This is a genomic window from Mycobacterium sp. E2699, from assembly GCF_001666745.1.
Lineage (GTDB): Bacteria > Actinomycetota > Actinomycetes > Mycobacteriales > Mycobacteriaceae > Mycobacterium.
Window position 1 is genome coordinate 139,099 of record NZ_LZJH01000048.1, and the last position, 21,972, is coordinate 161,070.

General features: G+C 67.1%; 23 protein-coding genes. 12 read left to right on the forward strand and 11 right to left on the reverse strand.

Annotation, left to right across the window (positions count from 1 at the left end; translation table 11 throughout):
* The first annotated feature begins 211 nt into the window (after positions 1–211).
* The 8 genes from A5696_RS06515 to A5696_RS06550 are packed head-to-tail and all read left to right on the forward strand — an operon-like array spanning position 212 to position 6,229.
* On the forward strand, positions 212–754 hold the full coding sequence (locus A5696_RS06515; protein WP_067875159.1) for a carboxymuconolactone decarboxylase family protein: 543 nt from the start codon (positions 212–214) through the stop codon (positions 752–754).
* 8 nt (positions 755–762) lie between these two features.
* Positions 763–2,055, forward strand: a complete 1,293-nt coding sequence (locus A5696_RS06520; protein ID WP_067875161.1) for an aromatic ring-hydroxylating dioxygenase subunit alpha — start codon at positions 763–765, stop codon at positions 2,053–2,055.
* Positions 2,036–2,362: a hypothetical protein gene (locus A5696_RS06525; protein ID WP_067875166.1), complete on the forward strand. Its 327-nt coding sequence runs from the start codon at positions 2,036–2,038 to the stop codon at positions 2,360–2,362. Before A5696_RS06520 ends, A5696_RS06525 begins: the two co-directional genes overlap by 20 nt.
* 3 nt (positions 2,363–2,365) lie before the next feature.
* Positions 2,366–3,598: an amidohydrolase family protein gene (locus A5696_RS06530; protein WP_067875169.1), complete on the forward strand. Its 1,233-nt coding sequence runs from the start codon at positions 2,366–2,368 to the stop codon at positions 3,596–3,598.
* Entirely contained in the window at positions 3,570–4,004 is a 435-nt protein-coding gene (locus A5696_RS06535) for a nuclear transport factor 2 family protein (RefSeq protein ID WP_067875172.1), read from the forward strand. Before A5696_RS06530 ends, A5696_RS06535 begins: the two co-directional genes overlap by 29 nt.
* A 10-nt stretch (positions 4,005–4,014) precedes the next feature.
* Entirely contained in the window at positions 4,015–5,112 is a 1,098-nt protein-coding gene (locus A5696_RS06540) for an acyl-CoA dehydrogenase family protein (RefSeq protein ID WP_067875175.1), read from the forward strand.
* Between the two features lie 23 nt (positions 5,113–5,135).
* The gene (locus tag A5696_RS06545) at positions 5,136–5,909 is read left to right on the forward strand and encodes an acyl-CoA dehydrogenase family protein (RefSeq protein ID WP_067875299.1); all 774 of its coding nucleotides are present in this window, start codon (positions 5,136–5,138) and stop codon (positions 5,907–5,909) included.
* A 56-nt stretch (positions 5,910–5,965) separates the two neighbouring features.
* Positions 5,966–6,229: a DUF4190 domain-containing protein gene (locus tag A5696_RS06550; protein WP_067875177.1), complete on the forward strand. Its 264-nt coding sequence runs from the start codon at positions 5,966–5,968 to the stop codon at positions 6,227–6,229.
* Here the strand turns inward: A5696_RS06550 and A5696_RS06555 are convergent.
* Positions 6,226–7,401 (reverse strand): acyl-CoA dehydrogenase family protein, encoded by a 1,176-nt coding sequence (locus tag A5696_RS06555; RefSeq protein ID WP_067875180.1) that lies wholly within the window; start codon positions 7,399–7,401, stop codon positions 6,226–6,228. The genes A5696_RS06550 and A5696_RS06555 overlap by 4 nt on opposite strands.
* 242 nt (positions 7,402–7,643) lie before the next feature.
* Here A5696_RS06555 and A5696_RS06560 point away from each other — a divergent pair, with 242 nt between their 5' ends.
* The 3 genes from A5696_RS06560 (at position 7,644) to A5696_RS06570 (ending at position 10,393) form a co-directional block, all read left to right on the forward strand.
* Positions 7,644–8,294 (forward strand): TetR/AcrR family transcriptional regulator, encoded by a 651-nt coding sequence (locus tag A5696_RS06560; RefSeq protein ID WP_067875183.1) that lies wholly within the window; start codon positions 7,644–7,646, stop codon positions 8,292–8,294.
* A 400-nt stretch (positions 8,295–8,694) separates the two neighbouring features.
* Positions 8,695–9,543 (forward strand): mycofactocin-coupled SDR family oxidoreductase, encoded by an 849-nt coding sequence (locus tag A5696_RS06565; RefSeq protein ID WP_067875186.1) that lies wholly within the window; start codon positions 8,695–8,697, stop codon positions 9,541–9,543.
* 19 nt (positions 9,544–9,562) lie between these two features.
* Entirely contained in the window at positions 9,563–10,393 is an 831-nt protein-coding gene (locus A5696_RS06570) for an SDR family NAD(P)-dependent oxidoreductase (protein ID WP_156738280.1), read from the forward strand.
* Here the strand turns inward: A5696_RS06570 and A5696_RS06575 are convergent.
* A complete protein-coding gene (locus tag A5696_RS06575; RefSeq protein WP_067875189.1) occupies positions 10,326–10,796 on the reverse strand; it encodes a hypothetical protein in 471 nt (156 codons plus the stop codon). The genes A5696_RS06570 and A5696_RS06575 overlap by 68 nt on opposite strands.
* A 139-nt stretch (positions 10,797–10,935) precedes the next feature.
* Here A5696_RS06575 and A5696_RS06580 point away from each other — a divergent pair, with 139 nt between their 5' ends.
* Positions 10,936–11,805 (forward strand): cyclopropane mycolic acid synthase family methyltransferase, encoded by an 870-nt coding sequence (locus A5696_RS06580; RefSeq protein WP_067875192.1) that lies wholly within the window; start codon positions 10,936–10,938, stop codon positions 11,803–11,805.
* Positions 11,806–11,827: 22 nt separating this feature from the next.
* On the opposite strand, the gene A5696_RS06585 is transcribed toward A5696_RS06580, so the two are convergent.
* From A5696_RS06585 to A5696_RS06625, 9 genes are all read right to left on the reverse strand, one after another.
* On the reverse strand, positions 11,828–14,275 hold the full coding sequence (locus A5696_RS06585; protein ID WP_067875194.1) for a CoA transferase: 2,448 nt from the start codon (positions 14,273–14,275) through the stop codon (positions 11,828–11,830).
* Entirely contained in the window at positions 14,275–15,276 is a 1,002-nt protein-coding gene (locus A5696_RS06590; RefSeq protein ID WP_067875198.1) for an enoyl-CoA hydratase/isomerase family protein, read from the reverse strand. The genes A5696_RS06585 and A5696_RS06590 overlap by 1 nt, the downstream gene beginning before the upstream one ends.
* Before the next feature lie 54 nt (positions 15,277–15,330).
* Positions 15,331–16,446 (reverse strand): Xaa-Pro peptidase family protein, encoded by a 1,116-nt coding sequence (locus A5696_RS06595; protein ID WP_067875309.1) that lies wholly within the window; start codon positions 16,444–16,446, stop codon positions 15,331–15,333.
* The gene (locus tag A5696_RS06600) at positions 16,436–17,614 is read right to left on the reverse strand and encodes a Xaa-Pro peptidase family protein (protein WP_197516904.1); all 1,179 of its coding nucleotides are present in this window, start codon (positions 17,612–17,614) and stop codon (positions 16,436–16,438) included. The genes A5696_RS06595 and A5696_RS06600 overlap by 11 nt, the downstream gene beginning before the upstream one ends.
* A gap of 59 nt (positions 17,615–17,673) precedes the next feature.
* Entirely contained in the window at positions 17,674–18,735 is a 1,062-nt protein-coding gene (locus A5696_RS06605) for an amidohydrolase family protein (protein WP_197516905.1), read from the reverse strand.
* A gap of 147 nt (positions 18,736–18,882) precedes the next feature.
* A complete protein-coding gene (locus A5696_RS06610; protein WP_067875205.1) occupies positions 18,883–20,127 on the reverse strand; it encodes a cytochrome P450 in 1,245 nt (414 codons plus the stop codon).
* Position 20,128: 1 nt separating this feature from the next.
* Positions 20,129–20,323, reverse strand: a complete 195-nt coding sequence (locus A5696_RS06615) for a ferredoxin (protein WP_067875208.1) — start codon at positions 20,321–20,323, stop codon at positions 20,129–20,131.
* Positions 20,324–20,333: 10 nt separating this feature from the next.
* Positions 20,334–20,999 carry a TetR/AcrR family transcriptional regulator gene (locus tag A5696_RS06620; RefSeq protein WP_067875211.1) on the reverse strand — a complete coding sequence of 222 codons (666 nt, stop codon included), beginning with the start codon at positions 20,997–20,999 and terminating at the stop codon, positions 20,334–20,336.
* 73 nt (positions 21,000–21,072) lie between these two features.
* Positions 21,073–21,885, reverse strand: coding sequence for an SDR family NAD(P)-dependent oxidoreductase (locus A5696_RS06625; protein WP_067875214.1), 813 nt, complete (start codon positions 21,883–21,885; stop codon positions 21,073–21,075).
* Positions 21,886–21,972: the final 87 nt, after the last annotated feature.

Sequence of the window (21,972 nt, forward strand, 5' to 3'; positions counted from 1 at the left end):
AGAAATGCCGGACTTGCGCGGCCGGCGACGGATCGCCGCAGCGCCGGACCGACAGCATCGCCGCTGACGCAGCACGGCCGATGGGCCGGGGGATATCTTCGCCGCCGGCATTGACCCGCCGACCGAATCGTGCAACTCTGTTAGTTAGAAATGAGAATCTGATTCTCTTTGACCGAGAGTTGGTCGCGAGGACGCCGAGAGGAGACCGCGGATGCGTCTGCAGCCGCTGCCTGCCGATCAATGGGACGACGCCGTCGAGCAGGCGCTGTCGGGCATGCTGCCACCGGAACGGCGTAATCCCGAAGACGCCGGCACGCTCATGTCGACGCTCGCGCGCCACCCGAAGCTGGCGCGCGCATACCTGCGGTTCGGCGGATATCTGCTGCTCGAGTCATCCCTCCCGGCGCGCATCCGCGAGCTGGCCATCCTGCGGGTCGCCCATCGGCGCGAATGCGCCTACGAGTGGTCACACCACGTCGACATCGCCATGAAGGCGGGACTGACCGACGCCGAGATCGCGGCCGCGCGATCCGGCGAAGCCGACGACGAGTTCGAGCGCGCGGTATTAACCGCCGTCGATGAGCTCGACGAGAAGTCGAATATCTCGGACCGGACGTGGGCCACCCTTTGCGAACGGCTTGACGAACGCCAGCGGATGGACCTGGTGTTCACCATCGGCGGCTACATCGCGCTCGCGATGGCCATCAACGCTTTTGGCGTTCAAATCGAGAACACCGAGACCCGGAATAGATAGGTAGAGCCTTGCCCCATTTCCCCAAGCCGGCCGCAGGCAGCTGGACAGAGAACTACCCCGAACTGGGCACCGCGCCGGTCGATTACACCGATTCCGTCGACCCGGCATTCTTCGAGGCCGAGCGCGAGGCGATCTTCAAGAAGACCTGGCTCAACGTGGGTCGGGTGCAGCGGCTGCCGCGCACCGGCAGTTACTTCACCAAGGAGCTGCCCTCGGCGGGCAAGGGCATGTCGGTCATCGTCGTCAAGACCAAGGAGGGGGCGGTCAAGGCGTACCACAACATCTGCCGCCACCGCGGAAACAAGTTGGTGTGGAACGACTTTCCGCACGAGGAGACCGCCGGCACCTGCCGGCAGTTCACCTGCAAATACCACGCGTGGCGTTACAGCCTCGACGGCGACCTCACCTTCGTCCAGCAGGAGGACGAGTTCTTCGACGTGGACAAGAGCCGGTACGGCCTGGTGCCCGTCCGCTGCGAAGTGTGGGAAGGGTTCATCTTCATCAACTTAGACAACAACGCGGCGCCGCTCACCGACTACCTCGGGCCGCTGGCCAAGAGCATCGAGGGCTACCCCTTCGGCGAGATGACGGAGACCTACTCCTACCGGGCCGAGGTCGGCAGCAACTGGAAGCTGTTCATCGATGCGTTCGTCGAGTTCTACCACGCGCCGATCCTGCACCAGGGGCAGTACACCAAGGAAGAAGCCGCGAAGATCCAGAAGTACGGCTATGAGGCGCTGCACTACGAACTGGCCGGCCCGCACAGCCTGCAATCGACCTGGGGCGGTCAGGCGCCACCCGCGGACATGAGCATGGTCAAGCCGATGGACCGGGTACTGCGCAGCGGTTTGTTCGGCCCGTGGGACAAGCCCGAGATCATCGAGAACCTCGAGTTGCCGCCGGGCGTCAACGTGAAGCGGGTGCCGCAGTGGGGCATCGACTCGTTGCTCTTCTACCCGAACTTCATGTTGCTGATCTGGGAGCCCGGCTGGTTTTTGACCTACCACTACTGGCCGACCGCCGTCGACAAGCACGTCTTCGAGTGCACGCTGTATTTCGTTCCGCCGCGCAACGCGCGCGAACGCCTGGCCCAGGAGCTGGCGGCGGTGACGTTCAAGGAGTACGCGCTGCAGGACGCCAACACCTTGGAAGCAACCCAGACGATGATCGGCACCCGGGCCGTCACGGAATTCCTGCTGTGCGATCAGGAAGTCCTGATCCGTCACCTGCACAAGACGACCGGTGACTATGTGGCTAATTGGGCGAAGGAGTACCAGGGCAATGGCAAAGTTACCGTCTGAATTCGCCGACCTGGCACCCTTTTTGGATTGGGACCTGGCCACCGAGCCCGAGCGCTACGCCAAGCGGCTGGCGTCTAGCATGACAGAGATGCAGGCGTTCTACGATGCGGCATTCCCCCGCCTCAACGACGCCATCGCCTACTGCGACAAGTTCCCGCTGGACGATCTGCCCGAGGACGCCCGTACGCTCATGCACATCATGCAGTCGCTGGTCATGGTGTCGTTCCCGATCGAGGCGTGGAAACAGGCGCGGGTACCCGACAGCGGCGCGGCCTGGGTGGAATGCGTCCGGGAACCGGTGATCTAACCGGTGTTGACGCTCAAGGCCACCGGGCTGCTCGACGTCGACAGCGGCGAGATCATCTCGCCCGGCATCGTGCGAGTGGACGGCGACCGGATCGTCGGCATCGGTGGGCAATCCGAGGGCGAACTGATCGACCTGGGCGACCGAATCCTGCTGCCGGGCCTGATGGATATGGAGGTCAACCTCCTGATGGGCGGGCGCGGGGAGAAACCCGGCCTCTCCCAGGTGCAGGACGACCCGCCGACGCGGGTGCTGCGGGCGGTCGGCAACGCGCGCCGCACGTTGCGCGCCGGGTTCACCACGGTGCGCAACCTCGGGCTTTTCGTCAAGACCGGTGGCTATCTCCTCGACGTCGCGCTGGGCAAGGCGATCGACGCGGGCTGGATCGACGGACCGCGGGTGGTACCGGCCGGACACGCCATCACCCCGACCGGCGGGCATCTGGATCCGACGATGTTCGCCGCGTTCGCGCCGCACGTGCTGGACCTCACCGTCGAGGAGGGCATCGCCAACGGGATCGACGAAATCCGCAAGGCGGTGCGCTATCAGATCAAACACGGCGCCGAGCTGATCAAGGTCTGCTGCTCGGGGGGTGTGATGTCCCTGACGGGACCGCCTGGCGCGCAACACTATTCGGACGACGAACTGCGCGCCATCGTCGACGAGGCGCACCGGCGCGGGCTGCGCGTCGCCGCGCACACCCACGGGGCCGACGCGGTCAAGCATGCCGTCGCCGTCGGCATCGACTGCATCGAGCACGGCTTTCTGATCGACGACGAGGCGATCGCGCAGCTCGTGGAGCACGGCACCTTCCTGGTGAGCACCCGGCGGCTGGCCGACGGCGACGCGATGGACGTTTCGCACGCCCCGCCGGAGCTGCAGGCCAAGGCCGCCGAGATGTTTCCCAAGGCGCGCACCTCGATACTGGCCGCCTACCAGGCGGGCGTGAAGATCGCGGTGGGCACCGACGCCCCCGCGATTCCGCACGGCCGCAACGCCGATGAGCTGGTCACCCTGGTGGATTGGGGCCTGCCGCCGCTGGCGGTGCTGCGCGCCGCCACGGTGACCGCCGCCGAGCTGATCAACGCCACCGACCGGGGACGGCTCGCGCCGGGCCAGCTCGCCGATATCATCGCGGTTCCGGGAAACCCGTTGCAAGACATACGGGTTACCCAGAACGTCAGTTTCGTCATGAAAGGCGGCAAGGTCTATGTCGACAAGTCAACCCACCAGAACTGACGACCTGGTCGAGATCCAGCAGCTGCTGGCCCGCTACGCGGTCACCATCACCCAGGAAGACATCGACGGGCTCATCGGCGTCTTCACGCCGGACGGGACCTACAGCGCCTTCGGATCCACCTACAAGTTGGACAGGTTTCCCGAGCTGGTGGCCGCGGCCCCAAAGGGCCTTTTCCTCACCGGAACCGCGTTGGTCGAAAACATCGACGGCGACTCCGCGAGCGGCACCCAGCCGCTGTGCTTCATCGACCATGCCACGCACGACATGCGGATCGGCTACTACCGCGACACCTACTCCCGCACGGCCGACGGGTGGCGGCTGAAGACCCGCGCCATGACGTTCATCCGGCGCAGCGGCGTGCACGATTCCGGGCGCCCGCACGCGGTCGGCCGCCCGCAGCCCTGAAAGCCGAGCCGTGAATGTCGAGGAGTTCCGGGCGGGCCTGCGCGCGTGGCTCGACGAGAACGACCTGACGCCGGGGGCCGACCACTCGCTGCAGGGCCATATGGAGCAATTCGCCCGGGTGAGCCGGGCGCTCTATGACGCCGAGTGGATGCGCTACGGCTGGCCGCAAGAAGTGGGCGGGCTGGGCGGGCCCGCCGTGCTGCGCGCGATCGTCGGCGAAGAGGTCGTCGGCCGGCGTCTCGCCGAGCCGGGTCCGTACTCGATGCTCGAGGTGCTCGCGCCCACGATGATCGATTACGCACCGGCCGAACTCGCCGCCGAGATGGTGCCGCGGCTGCTGAGCGGTCGCGAGCAATGGTGTCAGGGCTTTTCCGAGCCCGGGTCCGGCAGCGACCTCGCCTCGCTGACCACCCGCGCCACGCCCGACGGCGACAACTGGATCGTCAACGGACAGAAGGTCTGGACCAGCTTCGCGCAGTTCTCGACGCGCTGCGTCCTGCTCACCCGCACCGCTCCCGGCCACGATGGCATCACGGCGTTCTTCGTCGACCTGGACACCCCGGGCATCACGATTCGTCCGCTGCGCACTATGCACGGCGTCGACGAGTTCTGCGAGGTGTACTACGACGACGTGGTGGTCCCGGCGGCCCGGATGCTGGGCCGGCCGGGCGATGGCTGGCGACTCGCGATGGACCTGCTGCCCTACGAGCGTTCCACCTGCTTCTGGCAGCGCATCGCCTACCTGTATTCGCGGTTCGACGAACTCATCGCCGAGACTGCGGCAGCCGGGGACACCGACGAATCCGCGCTCGGCGCCGCCTATCTCGCGCTGCACACGGTGCGCTGCCGGTCCCGTGACACCCAGCACCGGCTGGGTGAGGGTGCGCGGCTGGGGGCCGACACCTCCATCGACAAGGTGCTGCTGGCCACCGCCGAGCAACGGCTCTACGACACCGTCCGCGACCTCCTGCCCGCGACGCTTGAACTTGACGACACGCCGTGGCGCGCGGAGTACCTGTACTCGCGCGCGGCCACCATCTATGGCGGAACCGCCGAGATCCAGCGCAACATCATCGCCCGCCGGCTGCTCGACCTCGGGAAGGAGTGATCGTGGACCCCGAGGCGCTGCGCATGCTGGCCGATTCCCTGCGCACCACCATGACCGCCGCGAGCGGCGCCAAGCTCGACGCGGCGCTGTCCGACCTCGGCTGGCGCGACATGCTCGATGAGATACCAGACATCGCAATACCTTTGGTGTTCAGGCTGCTGGGCGAGACCGGCGCGCACGCCCCCGTCCTCAACGACGTCGTGCTGGGCGCGGCCGGCGGCACCCTGCCGCTGCCGTTTGCCGGCCGCGGCTGGGTGGTGTGGGAGCGCAGCGACGGTTCCGGCCCGGCGATCGACGGCGAGCTGCCGATACACCGTGTGGCGCAGGGGGATCCACTGCCGCAGGCCGCACTGGCCGCCGGCCGGCGGGCGGTCGGCTGGTGGCTGATCGGGACCAGCCGGGCGATGCTGTCCCTGGCCCGCCGGCACGCCCTGGATCGCGTCCAATTCGGCAGGCACATCAGCTCGTTCCAGGCGATCCGGCACCGGCTGGCCGAGACCCTCGTCGCCATCGAGGGCGCCGAGGCGACGCTGAACGCCGCCGCTGAGCCGGACGACCCCGATGGGCTGGCTTCCCTGCTCGCCAAAGCCGCGGCCGGCCAGGCGGCGCTGACCGCCGCGCGCCACTGTCAGCAGGTGCTGGGCGGCATCGGTTTCACCGCGGAGCACCCGCTGCACCGTCACGTCAAGCGGTCGCTGATGCTGGATGCCCTGCTCGGCTGCAGCCGGGAATTGACCCGCGAAGCCGGAACGATACTGCGAGCCAACGGCTTTGCGCCACGGCTGGCTCAGCTGTAACCGCCGACCGCGCTCCTGCGCGTACACTCGTCTGGCAACCACGAGGACAGGACGCGATGACTCAGCCCGATGCACCCCGAAACGAGGTGGGAGTCGCTTCGCTGCTTGTGGGCCTCGTCGCGCTCCTCACCTGCTGGCTGCTCATCGGTGTGCCCTTCGGCATCGCGGCGGTGATAACCGGCGACGTCGCACGCCGGCGCGTGCAGCGCGGCGAGGCCGACAATCCCCGAATCGCCCTCGCGGGCATGGTATTGGGCGCGGTGGCGATCGCGGCGGGGCTCGTCGCGATCGGCTACTACGCCTGGTTGGACGCCCGCTAATTGCGCGGCAGGCCGAGCACCCGCTCGGCGATGATGTTCCGCTGAATCTCTGACGTGCCGCCGGCGATGGTCGCGGCGAAGGTTCGCGCGTATCGATCGAACCAGCTGCGGTAGTGGCTGTCGAGGTTCAGTGGGGCGAACGGGGCGGTGACGGCGTGATAGACGAGCCCGTCGGTGCCCGCGGCGTCGAGCGCGGCCTCGGAGGCGCGTTGCAGGGCCTCGGAGCCGAGCAGCTTGAGCACCGACTGCGCGGGCACGTCCTCTTCCCCGCGGGCCGCGCGCGCCAGGGCCGCCGACCCCAACAGCCGCAGCGCATAGGAATCCATCACCAGGGTCGCGTAGCGGTCGCGCTCAAGCGATCCCGACGGGCTGAAATCGATGGTCAGCTCGTGCAATAAGTCGACATAACCCATCCACAGCATGACCCGTTCGTGGCCGAGCGAACCGGTCGCCACGCGCCAGCCCCCGTTGAGTTCACCCACCAGATTCTCGGCCGGCACGCGCGCGTCGGTGAAAAACACCTCGTTGAAGTCGATTTCGTCGTCGTCACACATCGACGCGAAGGGGCGGCGCACCACGCCCGGGGTATCGGTGGGAATCATCAACGCGCTGATGCCCTTGTGTTTCGGCTTGTCCGGATCGGTGCGCACGAACGCCAACAGCACGTCCGCGTCGTGCGCGCCTGACGTCCACACCTTCTGCCCGTTCACCACGAAGTGGTCCCCATCAAGCAGGGCCCGCGTCCGCAACGAGGCCAGGTCCGAGCCCGCGCCGGGCTCACTCATCCCCAGCGATGCGGTGATCTCGGCCCGCAGGATCGGCACCGCCCACCGCTGTTTCTGCTCTCGGGTGCCGAACGTCAGCAACGACGCCGCGATGATGCCCACGCCCTGCGGGTTGAAACTCTGATAGATGCGCCGACGGCCCAATTCCTCCAGATAGACGTACTGCTGCAATAGCGTGGCGTTGCGGCCACCGAATTCAGGCGGGTTCCCGGGCAGCAGCCACCCGCTGTCGAACAGCAGCCGTTGCCAGCGCCGGGCCCACTCGGGGATGTGCGAACTGGACCTTGGCCGCTCGACCGCCTCGGCCTCCGACGGCAGATGTGCGTCCAGAAAGGCCACGAACTCGGCGCGGAACGCCTCGACGTCGGCGTCAAAAGTCAGCTGCACGGCACTCCTTGAAGGACTCTCAGAAAGACTCCCCGAACGGCGGTTCCCGGATTCTCCGGCATGGCGGGGTCTGCTCTTGCGTTTGCGCTTCCATACACGCGTCTAAGAGAATAGTATTCTCGCCGTGAGAAAGTTACAATCTCCGACACGGCGTCCATAGGGGGTCGAGCGAACCGATGGCACGGCGTTCTCCGGTAGAGTCCAACCATGTTCTCCCCACGCGGCAATCGTCTGAGCCGCCCGTGACGAGCCCGAGCGAAGAGCCCGCCTGGAAGCAGCGCGCCGTCGAACGGTCCATCAAAACCGCGAAACTGCGGGCGGCGCAACGCGTTCAGCGCTTCCTCGACGCCGCGCAGGCGATCATCATCGAGAAGGGCAGCACCGACTTTACCGTCCAGGAGGTCGTCGACCGTTCCCGCCAGTCGTTGCGCAGTTTCTACCTGCAGTTCGACGGCAAGCACGAGCTGCTGCTCGCCCTGTTCGAAGACGCCCTGAGCCGTTCCGCCGACCAGATCCGAGCGGCCACGGAGAGCCAGACCGACCCGCTGGAGCGTCTCAAGGTCGCCGTCGAGCTGTTGTACGAGGCGTCGCGCCCCGACCCGACGGCCAAGCGGCCGCTGTTCACCGACTTTGCCCCGCGGTTACTGGTCACGCACCCGGCCGAGGTGAAGGTTGCCCACGCACCGCTGCTGGCGTTGCTCACCGAGCTCATGGAGGCGGCCGCCGACGCCGGCAAGCTGCGCAGCGGCGTCAACGCGCGCCGGATGGCCGCCATGACCATGCAGACCGTCATGTTCATCGCGCAATCCAGCGGCGGCTCCGACGACGCGACGACCCACCCCATCACCGCCGACGAGGTGTGGGATTTCTGCTCACGCGGATTCGTCGGCTGACGCCGCGCGCCGAGGCCCGTCCGCAAGGGATCCGAGCAAATAGCGCACGCCGGTTGCCCAACGAGAATCCTATTCTCTAATATCTAGAACGACGATTGACGGAAACGGATTCGTCGTTGACACCCGCTGTCGGGTGATGACAGAGTCACAGGCGGCACGATCCGCGCTTCCGGGGGAACGCGGTTCCGGCGAGAGGCGATTGACCCCGTGACACTCAGCGCGCCGCACCCATACTGCCTCGGCCCGGCGGGGGCATCGCGCTCGAAGGGACCTTGGAGCGCGTCGAAGAGTGGGGCGCCGACCTCGCCGACGCCAGCTGTCCCCGACTTCCACCGTGCGGGGATGGGAGACCATGCCGGCCGTTCTCGGCTGAGCGAATCAGGAAATGAGGTAGTAGCCAATGACTGGACGTGTCGAAGGCAAAGTCGCTTTCATCACCGGGGCGGCGCGCGGTCAGGGCCGCAGTCACGCGGTGCGGCTGGCGCAGGAGGGCGCCGACATCATCGCCGTGGACATCTGCAAGCCCATCCGCGAGGGCCTCGCTGACACGGCGATTCCGGCGTCGACGCCCGAGGATCTGGCGGAGACGGCCGACCTCGTCAAGGGCCACAACCGCCGGATCGTCACGGCCGAAGTCGACGTGCGCGACTACGCCGCGCTGAAGGCCGCCGTCGACAGCGGCGTGGAGCAGCTGGGCCGGCTCGACATCATCGTGGCCAACGCGGGCATCGGCAACGGCGGTGAAACGCTGGACAAGACCAGCGAAGAGGACTGGACGGAGATGATCGACGTCAACCTCTCGGGCGTGTGGAAGACCGTGAAAGCCGGTGTCCCGCACATCGTGTCCGGCGGCCGCGGCGGGTCGATCATCCTCACCAGCTCGGTCGGCGGCCTCAAGGCCTACCCGCACACCGGGCACTACGTCGCCGCCAAGCACGGTGTCGTCGGATTGATGCGCGCCTTCGCGGTTGAGTTGGGGCAGAAGATGATTCGCGTCAACTCCGTACACCCCACCCACGTGAGCACCGCGATGATCATGAACGAGGGGACGTGGCGGATGTTCCGGCCTGATCTCGAGAACCCGGGCCCCGACGACATGGCGCCGATCTGCCAGATGTTCCACACGCTGCCGATCCCGTGGGTGGACCCGATCGACATCAGCAACGCGGTGCTGTTCTTCGCCTCCGACGAGTCCCGCTACGTCACCGGGGTGACCCTGCCCATCGATGCGGGGAGCTGCCTTAAGTAGCATCCGGTCGGTGACTGGAATTGCCGGATTTGAGGGACGCGGCGCCGTCGTGACCGGCGGGGCGAGTGGCATCGGTCTGGCCACCGCCACGGAATTTGCCCGCCGCGGAGCGCGGGTCGTGCTCGCCGACGTCGACCGGCCCGCGCTCGAACAGGCCGTGGCGCACCTGGGCGCCCAGGGGTACGACGCGCACGGCGTGATGTGCGACGTCCGGCACCTGGGCGAAATGCGTCACCTCGCCGACGAGGCCTTTCGCCTGCTGGGCCAGGTCGACGTGCTGTTCAGCAACGCCGGAATCGTCGTCGCGGGGCCGATCGCGGCGATGACGCACGACGACTGGCGCTGGGTGATCGACATCGACCTGTGGGGCTCGATCCATGCCGTCGAGGCGTTCCTGCCGAGATTGCTGGAGCAGGGCACGGATGGCCATATCGCGTTCACCGCGTCCTTCGCCGGACTGGTGCCCAACACGGGCCTGGGGGCGTACGGCGTTGCCAAATATGGCGTTGTGGGCCTGGCCGAGACGCTGGCGCGTGAGGTCAAGGACAACGGCATCGGCGTTTCGGTGCTGTGCCCGATGGTGGTCGAGACCAAGCTGGTCTCGAACTCGGAACGAATCCGCGGTGCGGATTACGGGCTGGCGTCCTCGCCCGAGGGCGCGTTCGGTCCGCTGCCGGCACAGGACGAGGGCGTGAACGTGGTCGACGTGGCCAGGCTGACCGCCGACGCGATCCTGGCCAACCGCCTGTACATCCTGCCGCACGAGGCGGCGCGCGCCTCGGTCAAGCGTCGGTTCGAGCGGATTGACCGTACGTTCGACCAGCAGGCCGCTGAGGGCTGGGCCCACTAGAGACGCGCACCGGGATGAACAGTGCCGCGGCCGCCAACACGGCCAGCGGCAACAGGATTCCGTTCACGGTGGCATCCCGGGTGTTGTACATCTGCAGCATCGACAGGTGATAAATGCAGTGCAGTGTGTTGAAGACGAGCCACGTCAGCGCGGTGACCCTGACCAGGGTTTGGTTGGCGATCAAGAGGAACGTCACGGCGGTGAGCGTCGCCAATGCCAGAAACATCGCCCCGACGTCTTTGACGAAGTGCTCGTTGTACGGGCCGAGTTGCGGGAGCCAGCTCATGCCCAGACCGGGGAAATCGTCATACCAGTGGCGCGGCGCCACGTAGGCCCACACACCCGTGACGGCGCCGCCGGCGCCAAGAACGGCCAACAAGATTCGATGGAACAGTGCGTTCATACCCTTCAGACACCGCAGCGGTGAAAGATGTGACGACCCGACCGGGACCGGGACCGGCAAGGGCCGCCGTGAGCCCTTCGTACGCCGGCCGGATTCGCCCTACAGTGGACCACGACCGACCAGGAAGGGCACCGGGAACATGGCCGAAGAGCTGACGCCGCATTTCGAGGACGTGCAGGCGCACTACGACCTGAGCGACGACTTCTTCCGCCTGTTCCTCGACCGCACTCAGATGTATACGTGCGCCTACTGGCTTGGGGGCGACGACATGACCCTGGAACAGGCGCAGATCGCCAAGATCGATCTCTCGCTGAGCAAGCTGGACCTCAAGCCGGGCATGACGCTGCTCGACCTTGGCTGCGGCTGGGGAGCGGCCATGATGCGAGCCATCGAGAAATACGACGTCAACGTCGTCGGCATCACGCTGTCCAAGAACCAGGTCGCGCACGTCGAGCAGCTGTTCGCCGCATCGGACAGCCCGCGCTCCAAGCGGGTGTTGCTCGAGGGCTGGGAGCGGTTTCACGAGCCGGTGGATCGGATCGTGGCGATCGGCCCGTTCGAACACGTCGGCTACGACCGGTACGACGCCTTCTTCGAAAGGACTTACGAGCTGTTGCCGAGCGGCGGCACGATGCTGTTGCACACGATCACCGTCCTGTCGGAGAAGGAGATCATCGAGTCCGGCCTGCCACTCACTCCGGCGATCGTCGAATTCAGCGACTTCATGAAGACCGAGATCTTCCCCGGCGGCTACCTGCCGACCATCGACATGGTGAAAGAGTTCTCGGCGAAGGCCGGCTTCAAGCTGAAGCGTCGCCAGTCTTTGCAGCGGCACTACGCGAAGACCCTCGACGTATGGGCCGCGGGCCTCGAGGCACACAAGGCCGAGGCCATCGCGATCCAGTCCGAAGAGGTCTATGAGATGTACATGAAGTACCTCACCGGCTGCGCGAATCTCTTCCGCAAGGGCTACACCGACCTCAACCAGTTCACCCTGCGGAAGCAGTGATTGCGCCCGCGCCGGCGAGCTTTCAACCGCCGGGCTGGTTCACGGCGTGCATCGCGGGTGCGCTGCCGATGACGCCGTCGGCTTCCAGTTGCGCGATCTGCGAGTCGGCCAAGCCGAGCTCCGAGAGCAACTCGCGGTTGTGCTCGCCGAGCAGCGGCGCATGCCGGGTGTGGAAGCTGGCCGGCCCGTCCGAGAACCTCATCGGCACGGTGCTGAGCCTCGCCGGACCGCCCACCGGGTGATCCACCTCTTCGAAGAAGTGGCGAAATGCCAGCTGCTCCAGCTCGGTTTGGCGGTGCGGCTGCATGACCTTGGCCGCGGGCACGCCGGCGTCCCACAGGGTGCCGACGATTTCGTCGCGGCTGCGGGGCCCGCACCAGTCGGCCAGGTGTTCATCGATCAGGTCGTGGTGCGCCGCTCGGCCGGCCGCCGTCGACAGCTCGGGATCCGTTGCCCAAGAGGGCGATCCGAGCGCCTTGCCGAGCCGTTCCCACTGGTCGTCGGTCGCGACCGCGATGGCGACCCAACTGTCCGGGCGGCCGAATTCGTCGATATCGGCGCTGCGGTAGAGGTTTTGCGGCGCCGCCGTCGGTCCGCGGTTGCCGGCGCGCTGCAGCAGCGCCCCGTACGCGGAATACTCGATGACCTGCTCGGCGGAGATGTTCAACGCGGCGTCCACCATGGCCGCTTCCACCAGCGCGCCCTGACCGGTGCGGCGACGGTGCTCCAGCGCCAGCAGCAACGCGTTGAGGGCATGTATGCCCGCGTTGGGATCGCCGATCGAATACGGGTCGTACGGGGTCCGGTCGGCGTAACCGGTCATCCAGCTCACACCGGCCGCCGCCTCGATGACATACGCGAACGCCGGATTGTCGCGCCAGGGGCCGTCCAGGCCGAACCCGGGCATCCGCACCAGCACCGCGTCGGACTTGATCGCCTGAATCGCAGCGAAATCGAGCCCGATCTGGTCCAGCACCCGGGGCGTGAAGTTCTCGGCGATCACGTCACACGTGGCGATGAGCCGGCACAACAGCTCCCGGCCGCGCGGACTCTGCAGGTCCAGCGTCAGCCCCTTCTTGTTGGTGTTCAGCGCCGCGAATATCGGTGACTTCTCCCACCATTGGGCTTCGGTGACCGGTAGGCCGGCGATCAGCCGGGTGCCGTCGGGGCGGCGGGCGGATTCCAGGTGGATGACCTCGGCTCCGAGCATGGCCAGGAAGTGGGTGCCGCACGGGCCCGCCCAGAACGTTGTCATGTCCAGCACGCGAATCCCGCTGAGCGGCAATGGATTTACTGGTCGGGGAGTTCCCGGTGCGGCACGGGGAGCGCGGCGGGCAGCCCGGTAGCGCGACGTGTGCTCGCCCAGCCGCGGCGCGGGGGCCGGCGGACGAAGCCGGGCCGGCCGCATGCGGTACGGATGTCCCGGCTGCGCAAACCCGTCGCGCGGGTTGCGGACGAACGAACCGCGTTCGCGGAAGTGGTCCAGCGTTGCGACGTTGGCGCCGTTGGCAACCGGGGCGTTCGGGATTCGGAACGCCGTCGCCAATTCCCGGATGTCGTCAACCCTGTTGCTCTCGACCCACGCGTAGATCTCGTCGGCATGGATGTTGGCCTGCTCGGTGATCGTCAGCGGGGATTCCTCGTCGATCCATTCGGGGTGACCCACCATCGCGCACAGGTCGAACCACTGCTGCGCGGTGCCGCACCCGAGGTCCACCAGCCCGTCTTTGGCGCGGGCCACGCCCGGCACGGTCAGTCGCCGCTGGTCTCGCCATGGCCGCCCGAGCATTTCGAAGTAGGTGACCGGATAGTAGGTCAGGCTGAGGATCTGCGTTTCCAGCATCGACAGGTCCAGCAGCCGGCCCGGACCGCCGCCGTTTCGGCCGTGCCGCGACGCCAGCAGGGCGACGCTGGCGTAGACCCCGGCCAGGTATTCGCCGACCTGTCCGCCGACGAAGACCGGTGCGCGGTCCGGCTCGCCGCGTCCGAGTCCGATGATCCCCCCGGACCAGGCCTGCAGGGTGAACTCGGTGGCCGCCCGGTCCCGCCAGGGTCCCTCGAGGCCGAAGGGGGTGATCGACATGATGTCGAGGTGCGGGTGGCGGCCGCGGATGGCTACGGGCGTAAAGTGTGGAATTTCAACCACTTTCGAACCGCCGGACCACACCACCGCGTCCGCGGTGGCAAGCAGGCCGTCGACCAGATCGACGTCGTCGTCGACGCCGGGATCGGCGACGACGCTGTGCTTGGCGCCGGCGAGGAAGCTGAACAGCGCACCATCCGCGCCGGGCGGGATGGCGGCGCCGGAGGCCGACCACGAGCGCAGCGGATCACCTTCCGGCGGTTCGACTTTCACGATGTCGGCGCCGCCGTCGGCCAGCAGCTTCGTACAGTAGGCGCCCGCTATCCCGGTGGACAGGTCGACCACCGTGTAGCCGGCCAGCGGGAATCCGGGCGGGGGCTGCGGCACTAGCGCTTTCTCTTCCGCTTGACGTCCTTCTTGCTGCGCCCCTTCTTGCTGAGGCGCCAGTCCGCCGGGAACTTGCCGTCGTTGTCCTTGACCGCGTCGCTCAGGCCCCGCCGGATCGCGTCATCGAGCATGAAGTCGCCGTCGGAATCCGGCCGGACCTTCCCGCCCACCGACTCGAAGAAGCCGCCGAGCATGCTGCCCAGATATTCACCCTGGAACTGCTTCATGATTTCGAAGAACACCTTCTGCATGAAGACCGTGTCGGTGGGCCTGTTGCGCGCGCACGCCAGGGCGTACTTGTGCACCTCCGCCTCGAGCTGATCTCGCGGCACAACCCTGTTGAGAAAGTTGCAGTCGTACATCTCGGCGGCGGTGAAAGCCCTTCCGGTGAAGACCATTTCCTGAAACTTGCGAATGCCCATGGTCTGCGCCCACCACCACATGCGGGGGCCCCAGCCGAAGTATCGGAAGGAGGGATGCCCGAACAGGGCATCGTCGCTGGCGATCACCAGATCGGCGTCGGCCGCCTGGTAGAAGTGCCAGCCGTAGCAGTAGCCCTTGGCCTCGAGGATGCTGATCTTCTTGAAGTCCTGCAGGCCGCGGATGCCGGAGTTCGGGTTGGCATACCACTGGCCGAGGGTGCCGCCGTTGCGAAACGAACCGGGTGGGGGGAAAGTCACTTCGTCGCCGCCTACGCGGTATTCGGCGAGCCGCGGGCCCTGGTCGTCGGAATCCCGTACCCGCATTTCCTCGGTCAGGTCGGCGCCCGACCCGAGGTCGTCACCCTCGCCACGGATCACCAGGACCTTGACGTCGTCGTCGATGCCGGCGCGGTGCAGCAGGTCGGCATAGCGCAGCCGCGCGGCGATCGTGGGCGCGTTGAGGTGGCTCGGCCGGTCGAAGGTGATCGTCGCGATGCGCGTCTTGGCGTCCTTCTCATACCGGATGACCTTGTCCACCTGGTCATCCGGTTCGGATGGCGCGTCAGGGCCGCGAGACATAAGTGGTTGCGAAGGTCATCGGCGGGTCGTCGCAACGGTTTATGTGTCGCGACATCATCCCTGCCGATGCGGGCTGGTGGTCAGCACTTCGGGGCCGTCGGCGGTGATCAGCACCGCCTCGCGCCCGAACACCGCCCCGACGCCCCGCTCCCAGACGTAGCCCGTCACGGCGAGCACCATGCCCGGCTCCAGTCGCTCGCCGGCCGCGGTGCGTGGCAGGTGCTTGGACACCACCGGCGGGTCGAAGCCCATGCCCAGGCCCCGGGCCACCGGCATCGGGGGCTCGGGCTCACCCGCGGCGTCGTAGGCGGCCAGCAGTTCGTTGGCCGCGGCGCCGGGCCGGCATGCCCCTAACAGCCTGGCCCACAGGCCATCCCAGCGCCGATAGAGCGCCGCGCCGCCGGCGCCGTCCGCCGGCCACGTCCGGCCGACCTCGCCCATGTAGCCCCCGGCAAGCACACCCGCCGAGAACGCCACCAGATCACCGCCTTTCACGCGGCCGTCACCGTTGACCCGCCGCCACGAGCTCTCCGGCGAAGTGATCCAGGCGAATTCCTGATTGGACGGCGTACTCACGCCGCCGGCCGCCATGGCCTCAAGCATGACGCCGGCAAGCGTTTGTTCGCGCACGCCCGGATGCAGCTCGGCCACCGCGGCGGCCAGGCCGGATTCGGCGATCGTTATCGCCGCCCGCAGTGCCGCCACCTCCTCGGCCGTCTTGATGCGCCGGGCGGCGCGCATGGCTGGTTCCCCGTCGACCAGCTCGGCATTGGGGAACGCGGTCGGCAGCAGCTGCGCGAAAGCCGGTGAGATGGCGTCGGTTCCGACGCGGTGCGCGGCGGCCGCACCGTCGATACGCTGCAGCGCGGATATGGTGTTCCCCGGGTTCCACGAGATGCCATAGAGATTCTCGTGCGGGATGTCGTCGGGAACGCCTTCGTCCCAGGTGCTGAGCAGGTGGATGGCGCCGGTTTCGCGCACCAGCACGCAGGACGGGCCGAAGGGCCGGGTGCCGGCGACCCAGAGCTGCGGGGCGCCGGTGACGTAGCGGATGTTGGCCTGGCGCCCGAGGACCAGGACGTCGAGGTCGTGGGCCGCCATCTGCTCGAGCACCCGCTCGCGGCGGCCCAGGCGCAGCGTCCGATCGTCAGGGCGAACTTCAACTGACATGGGGGCCATAGGGGGCATAGGGATAGTCGGTCAATCGAGTCGAGCCTTCCTCCGTGATCACCACGACCTCTTCGCTGCGGTAGCCGCCGGTGCCGTCTTCCCAGACCACCGGCTCGAGCACCAACACCATGCCCTGCTGCAGGACGAAGTTGTCGTCGAACTCCTGCCCGAGATCGGTTCCGATCATCGGCATCTCGGCCGCGTTGACGCCGATGCCGTGGCCGAGGTAGAAGTGCGGCAGCCAGGGCCGGCTGCCGCCGTTGGCCGCGATGGCCGCTCGGCCGAGGTCACCGGCGGTTGCCCCGGCGCGCGCCACGCTCTCGACGGCGGTCATGATCTCCTGCCACTTGTCGAACTGGGCCTGCTGACGCGGCGACGGGTCGCGGCCCACCAGCCAGGTGCGCCCGAAGTCCGAGCAATAGCCGTGGTAGGTGATGCTGACGTCGGTCCACAGCACGTCGCCTTCGACCAGTTCGCGCTCGGTGCTCAGCAGCGGCAACGCCAGATCGCCGTGCGTCGTCCACACCCCTTCCGCCTTGCTGGGCGGCATCACCTGCCAGATCGGTTCCAGCATGCTGGCCATGGCGCCCAGTTCGAAGGCTCGCCGCAGAAAGCCGGCGGACAGGTCGATCTGCCGGACGCCGGGCGCCAGGGCCTTGTGCACATCGACCATCGCCTCGTCGGTGATGCGAACGGCGGTGCGGATGCAGGCCAGTTCGTCCGGGGTCTTGATGACCTTGGCGGCACTGACGATGGCCGACGCGTCGGCGGGACCGCCGTTGGGGAACAACGACTTCGTCGCGCGCGACATGGCACCGGTGCACTCGTCGACCGCGACCACCGCCCCTGCCGGAATGAGATCGGCCAGCTTGCGGGCGAAATCGCTTACCCCTTCTTCGAATTCGAGATAGACAGGCCCATGCAGGTGGTCGGGCGGCAGCTCCGACTCGTGGGCCGCGCCCTCGCGGAACGGCAGGAACAGGTGCGGCCACTCATCACCGGCGACCACCACGGCCACGGGCCGCTCGACGTAGGAAAGCCCGGCATCGCCCAGCGGCCAGCTCGTCCCGGTGGCGTAGACCACCGCGCTGTTGCCCAGCAGGATCAGCGCGTCCACACCGCGCTCGGCCATCGCCGCCCGCAGCCGAGTTCCCGTCTCGCGGCGCATGCGCGTCAGGTCGGGCGCCTCGGGGATCGCCAGCCCGCCCGCTTGCGCGAAGGCCGTCACTACAACCCCAGGAACTTCGTGACGTTGCCGCTGACGATGCGCGCCGCGTTCTCCGGCCCGACCGCCTCGACGACCGCGGCGAGCGACTTTTCCGAATAACCGTAGGTGCTTTCGTTGTGCGGGTAGTCGCTGGACCACATCACCTTGTCCACACCGATCTTGTCGATCAGCTGCAACCCCAGTGGGTCGACCATGAACGATGCGCTCATGTGGTTGTCCCAGTAGTAGCGCACGTCGTGCTCCAAAGGCCGATTGAACATGTGTTGATAGGAGGCCACCAGATGCTCGGCATCCTGCAGCGCCCAGGGCACCCAGGCGATTCCGCCCTCGAACCAGCCGAGGCGCAGCGAGGGGTGCCGGTCCAGAATGCCGCCGAAGATGTACTTGGCGAACGTCTCCCGGAATCCGTCGATGTTGATCATCATCCCCACGACGACGCTGTTGAACTCGGTCGGGCTCTTCGGCGGCGTCTCCCCGATGTGGTGAGTGATCGGCAGGCCGGAGGCTTCGATCTCGTCCCAGACGGAGTCCATCGACGTGCTCGAGTAGTCGATCGGGTTGCCGTCGTCGTCCTTGCCCGGGTTCAGCGGCATCAGGAACGTCTTGAGGCCCAACGACTTCAGCTCGTCCAGCGTCCGGCGCGCGCCCTGCGGATCCCACCAGTTGATCAACCCGGCGCCGTAGAAGTGCCCGTCGGAGCGCTCCTGCAGCTCCGCGATGTACTCGTTGTAGATGCGAAATGCGAGCTCGCGAAGCTTCTTGTCCGGGTAGTGGAAGAGCGCGAGCACCGCGTTGGGGAACGCCAGTTCCTTGTCGACTCCGTCGTCGTGCAGCTCCTGGATGCGGGCCTCGATGTTGGTGCTGGCGGCGCCGGGCAGGTCGTCGTATTGCATCAGCACCGCACTGAAGTCACCCGGCAGGAACGACTGCCCCTTGCGCCCGACCTGATAGGCGCCGTCCTCATACCAGATTCGTGGCGCCTTGTCCTTCAGCTCCTCCGGGAAGCGCTCGTAGAAGATGTCGGCGGCCAGCGACACGTGGTTGTCGGCGGAAAAAACCACCGTCCCTTCCGGCAGCCCCACGTTGCTGCCGCTGGCGTGCCCGCGGCGATCCTTCGGTGCGCCAAAGCCTCCGGGCGGGTAAAGCGAAACGGTGCTTGTTTGAGTCGTCATCATTGACCCTTCCATTCGGAATTGAAATCGGCGCGGTTACCAGGTCACCGGCAATTCGTAGACGCCGTAGGCGAGCCGGTCATGCTTGAACGGCACCTCCTCGAACGGGATGCCCAACGCCAGCGTCGGGATTCGGCGGAACAGCGTGCGGTAGACGATCTGCAACTCCGCGCGGGCGAGTTGCTGACCGACGCACTGGTGCCTGCCGTATCCGAACGCGACGTTGCGATCCGCCCCCGACCTGTGCAGGTAGAGCCGATCGGGCTCGGTGAAGACGCGCGCATCCCAGTTCGCCGGGGCCAGGTCGATGATGATGCCCTCGCCGGCGCGGATGACCTCGCCGGCGATGGTGATGTCTTCGAGGGCCACGCGGCGCTGACCGTTCTGGATGATGCTGAGGTAGCGCAACAGTTCCTCGACGGCGTTGGCGACGATCTTGGGCTCCTCGGCGTCGCGGATCACGGCCAGCTGGTCCGGATTCTGCAGCAGCGCAAGCACACCCAGCCCGATCATGTTCGACGTCGTCTCGTGGCCCGCGATCAGCAGCCCGGTGCCCAACTGCGCGGCCTCATTGACGCTGAGCTCGCCGGCCTTGACCCGCTCGGCCAGGTCGGAGACAGCATCTTCGGCCGGGTTTTCCATCTTCGCCTCGACCAGCCGGGCCAGGTACTTGTTGAGGCTCATCGCGCCCTTGACGGTGTCCTCCCCCGTCGCGTAGCGCGCGAGCCCGACGTTGGCGTGGTGCTGGAACATGTCGGCGTCTTCGTAAGGCACGCCGAGCAGCTGGCTGATCACCAGCGACGGGACCGGCAGGGCCAGCGCGGTGACGAGGTCGGCCGGCTGCGGCCCGGCGAGCATCGCGTCGATGTGGTCGTCGGTGATCTGCTGGATGCTCGGGCGCAGTCCCTCGACTCGCTTGAAGGTGAACGGCTTGGACAACATCCGCCTGAATCGCGTGTGTTCCTCGCCGTCGGATGTGAAAACCGATCGCGGGCGCTTGTGCACGGTGGACAACATGCCCGCGTTCCAGTGCGGAAACCCGGGCGTGCGGTCGTCGACGCTGACCCGTGAATCGGAGAACAGTTCCCGCACTTGGTCATAGCCGGTGATGAGCCAGGGGGTGCTGCCGTCCCAGATTCGGACCCTGGACAGCGGCTTCGCTCCGGCGAGCGCCATGACGTCCGGAGGCGGGGCGAACGGGCAGCCCGCGTCCCGCGCCATCGGATAGTCCGGAATCTGGCGATCCGCTTCGGTTCTCGTGCTCGTCAACGTGTCCGACATTTCATTCCTCGATGTGAATGGCCAGCGCGGGGCAGGCCGCGGCGGCGCGGCGAGCGCCCTCGGCCTGCTCGGGTGTTGGATGGGAATTGAGCAAAACGACCACGCCGTCGTCGTCGCGCTGGTCGAACACCTCGGGCGCGTTCATCACGCAGTTACCCGACGATGCGCAGATACCTTGGTCCACGGTCACTTTCATCGCGGTCCCCCTACTCGTCCGCCGTCACGGGCGCCAGCCACAGGCCGACGATCGCGTCGATGAGCCCGGACGCGGCCGCGCGCCAAGACGACTGGTGCATCGACGAACCCGTCGCGAGCGCCCGCTCGCGGTCGGCGCAGGTGTGCATCAACAGGTTGCGAGCCATGATGTTGCGTTCGAATCGCACCTCGGCCGGCAGGTCGGGCAGGCAGGCGTTGATCCCGTCGACGACCTCAACCAGCGACCGAGAGCTGAGCGCACCCTTGACGATGATGTTGTAGTAGGCCGGATCGGTCATCGCCTGCGCGGCGAAGCGCGCGTACCAGGTGGGATTTCCGAGCTCCTCGAGATGGTCGGTCAGCGGGCGCACCAGGCAGGCCACCCAGCCCCGCATGTCGGCCGAGCCGCCCGACTCCAGCAGGTCGGCCACCATGTCTTCGCGCAGCCGCTCGACGGGACCGCGGTGTTTCTGCTCGATGGCGCGCACCAGGTCGGCCTTGGTGCCGAAGTGGTAGCCAACCGCGGCGTTGTTCCCCTGCCCGGCGGCCTCACTGACCTGCCGGTTGGACACCGCGAACATGCCGTGCTCGGCATACAACCGCTCGGCCGCCGCCAGGATCGCCTCCTGGGTGGAGCTGGCCCGCTCGGTGCGAACGGTGCGGCCCGCGGTCGTCATTCCGCCAGTCAACCCCGCCCCGCGCTTTAAGTCAAGCGCTTGATTTAAACGTTTGACGGCGGACGTCGCATCATCAGCCCTCGCGCTTCTTGGAGCGGATCGGCTTGCCCGCGGACGTGCCCCCGTCCACCGGCAGCACGGTGCCCGTCACGTACCGCGACCGATCGGTGGCGAAGTACAGCGCCGCCTCGGCGACGTCCTCGGCCGTTCCCTCGCGCTTCAGCGGCCGGTCGTCCCGCATCGTCTGGCGGATCGCGGCCTCGAACCGCTCGAGCTCCTGCGGGTCCACGTCCGCCGCCGACTTCGCCACCAGCGGCGTCGGGATGCTGCCCGGCGCGATGGCGTTGACGCGAACCTCGAAGTACGCCAACTCAATTGCCGCGCACTTGGTGAATTGGTTGACGGCCGCTTTGGACGCGCGGTAGCTCATCACGCCCCCGCCGGCCTGGATCCCCCCGATCGAGCTGATATTGATAATCGATCCCCCGCCGTGAGCGGCCATGTGCCGAGCGGCATCTCGGGTTCCCGCCATCACGCCCAGGACGTTGACGGCCATGACCCGGTGAAAATCGGCCAGATCGTCGTCGAAGAATCGGCGATGCATCTTGCTCGAGACGCCGGCGTTGTTGACCATCACATGCAGACCGCCGAATTTCTCGACGGCCGCGGCCACCAGGGTCCCGACCTGCTCGGGATCCGAGACGTCCGTCCACCGGAAGACGGTGTCTTGTCCCAACCCTGTCGCGAGCGCCTCGCCCCTATCCGTTTCGACATCGGCGACGACGACCCGCGCGCCCTCGGCCACAAACTTCTCCACGATGCCGCGACCGATGCCCGATGCGCCGCCGGTGACGATTGCTACCTTGCCGGCGAGTTCGTTGACCACACGACGAGTTAATCGGCGACGGTGGGGTTAAGTCAAGCAGTTGATTTAAGCCCTCGCCCGGCACCTGGAGGCATATCAATCCACTTT

What these genes read in the sequence shown, in the direction of transcription:
- A5696_RS06515 (WP_067875159.1), top strand. Translation starts at nt 212, where the DNA reads ATGCGTCTGCAGCCGCTGCCTGCCGATCAATGGGACGACGCCGTCGAG.
- A5696_RS06525 (WP_067875166.1), top strand. Translation starts at nt 2,036, where the DNA reads ATGGCAAAGTTACCGTCTGAATTCGCCGACCTGGCACCCTTTTTGGAT.
- A5696_RS06535 (WP_067875172.1), top strand. Translation starts at nt 3,570, where the DNA reads ATGTCGACAAGTCAACCCACCAGAACTGACGACCTGGTCGAGATCCAG.
- A5696_RS06545 (WP_067875299.1), top strand. Translation starts at nt 5,136, where the DNA reads ATGCTGGCCGATTCCCTGCGCACCACCATGACCGCCGCGAGCGGCGCC.
- A5696_RS06550 (WP_067875177.1), top strand. Translation starts at nt 5,966, where the DNA reads ATGACTCAGCCCGATGCACCCCGAAACGAGGTGGGAGTCGCTTCGCTG.
- A5696_RS06565 (WP_067875186.1), top strand. Translation starts at nt 8,695, where the DNA reads ATGACTGGACGTGTCGAAGGCAAAGTCGCTTTCATCACCGGGGCGGCG.
- A5696_RS06575 (WP_067875189.1), bottom strand. Translation starts at nt 10,796, where the DNA reads ATGAACGCACTGTTCCATCGAATCTTGTTGGCCGTTCTTGGCGCCGGC.
- A5696_RS06580 (WP_067875192.1), top strand. Translation starts at nt 10,936, where the DNA reads ATGGCCGAAGAGCTGACGCCGCATTTCGAGGACGTGCAGGCGCACTAC.
- A5696_RS06590 (WP_067875198.1), bottom strand. Translation starts at nt 15,276, where the DNA reads ATGTCTCGCGGCCCTGACGCGCCATCCGAACCGGATGACCAGGTGGAC.
- A5696_RS06595 (WP_067875309.1), bottom strand. Translation starts at nt 16,446, where the DNA reads ATGTCAGTTGAAGTTCGCCCTGACGATCGGACGCTGCGCCTGGGCCGC.
- A5696_RS06600 (WP_197516904.1), bottom strand. Translation starts at nt 17,614, where the DNA reads ATGCGCCGCGAGACGGGAACTCGGCTGCGGGCGGCGATGGCCGAGCGC.
- A5696_RS06610 (WP_067875205.1), bottom strand. Translation starts at nt 20,127, where the DNA reads ATGTCGGACACGTTGACGAGCACGAGAACCGAAGCGGATCGCCAGATT.
- A5696_RS06615 (WP_067875208.1), bottom strand. Translation starts at nt 20,323, where the DNA reads ATGAAAGTGACCGTGGACCAAGGTATCTGCGCATCGTCGGGTAACTGC.
- A5696_RS06620 (WP_067875211.1), bottom strand. Translation starts at nt 20,999, where the DNA reads ATGACGACCGCGGGCCGCACCGTTCGCACCGAGCGGGCCAGCTCCACC.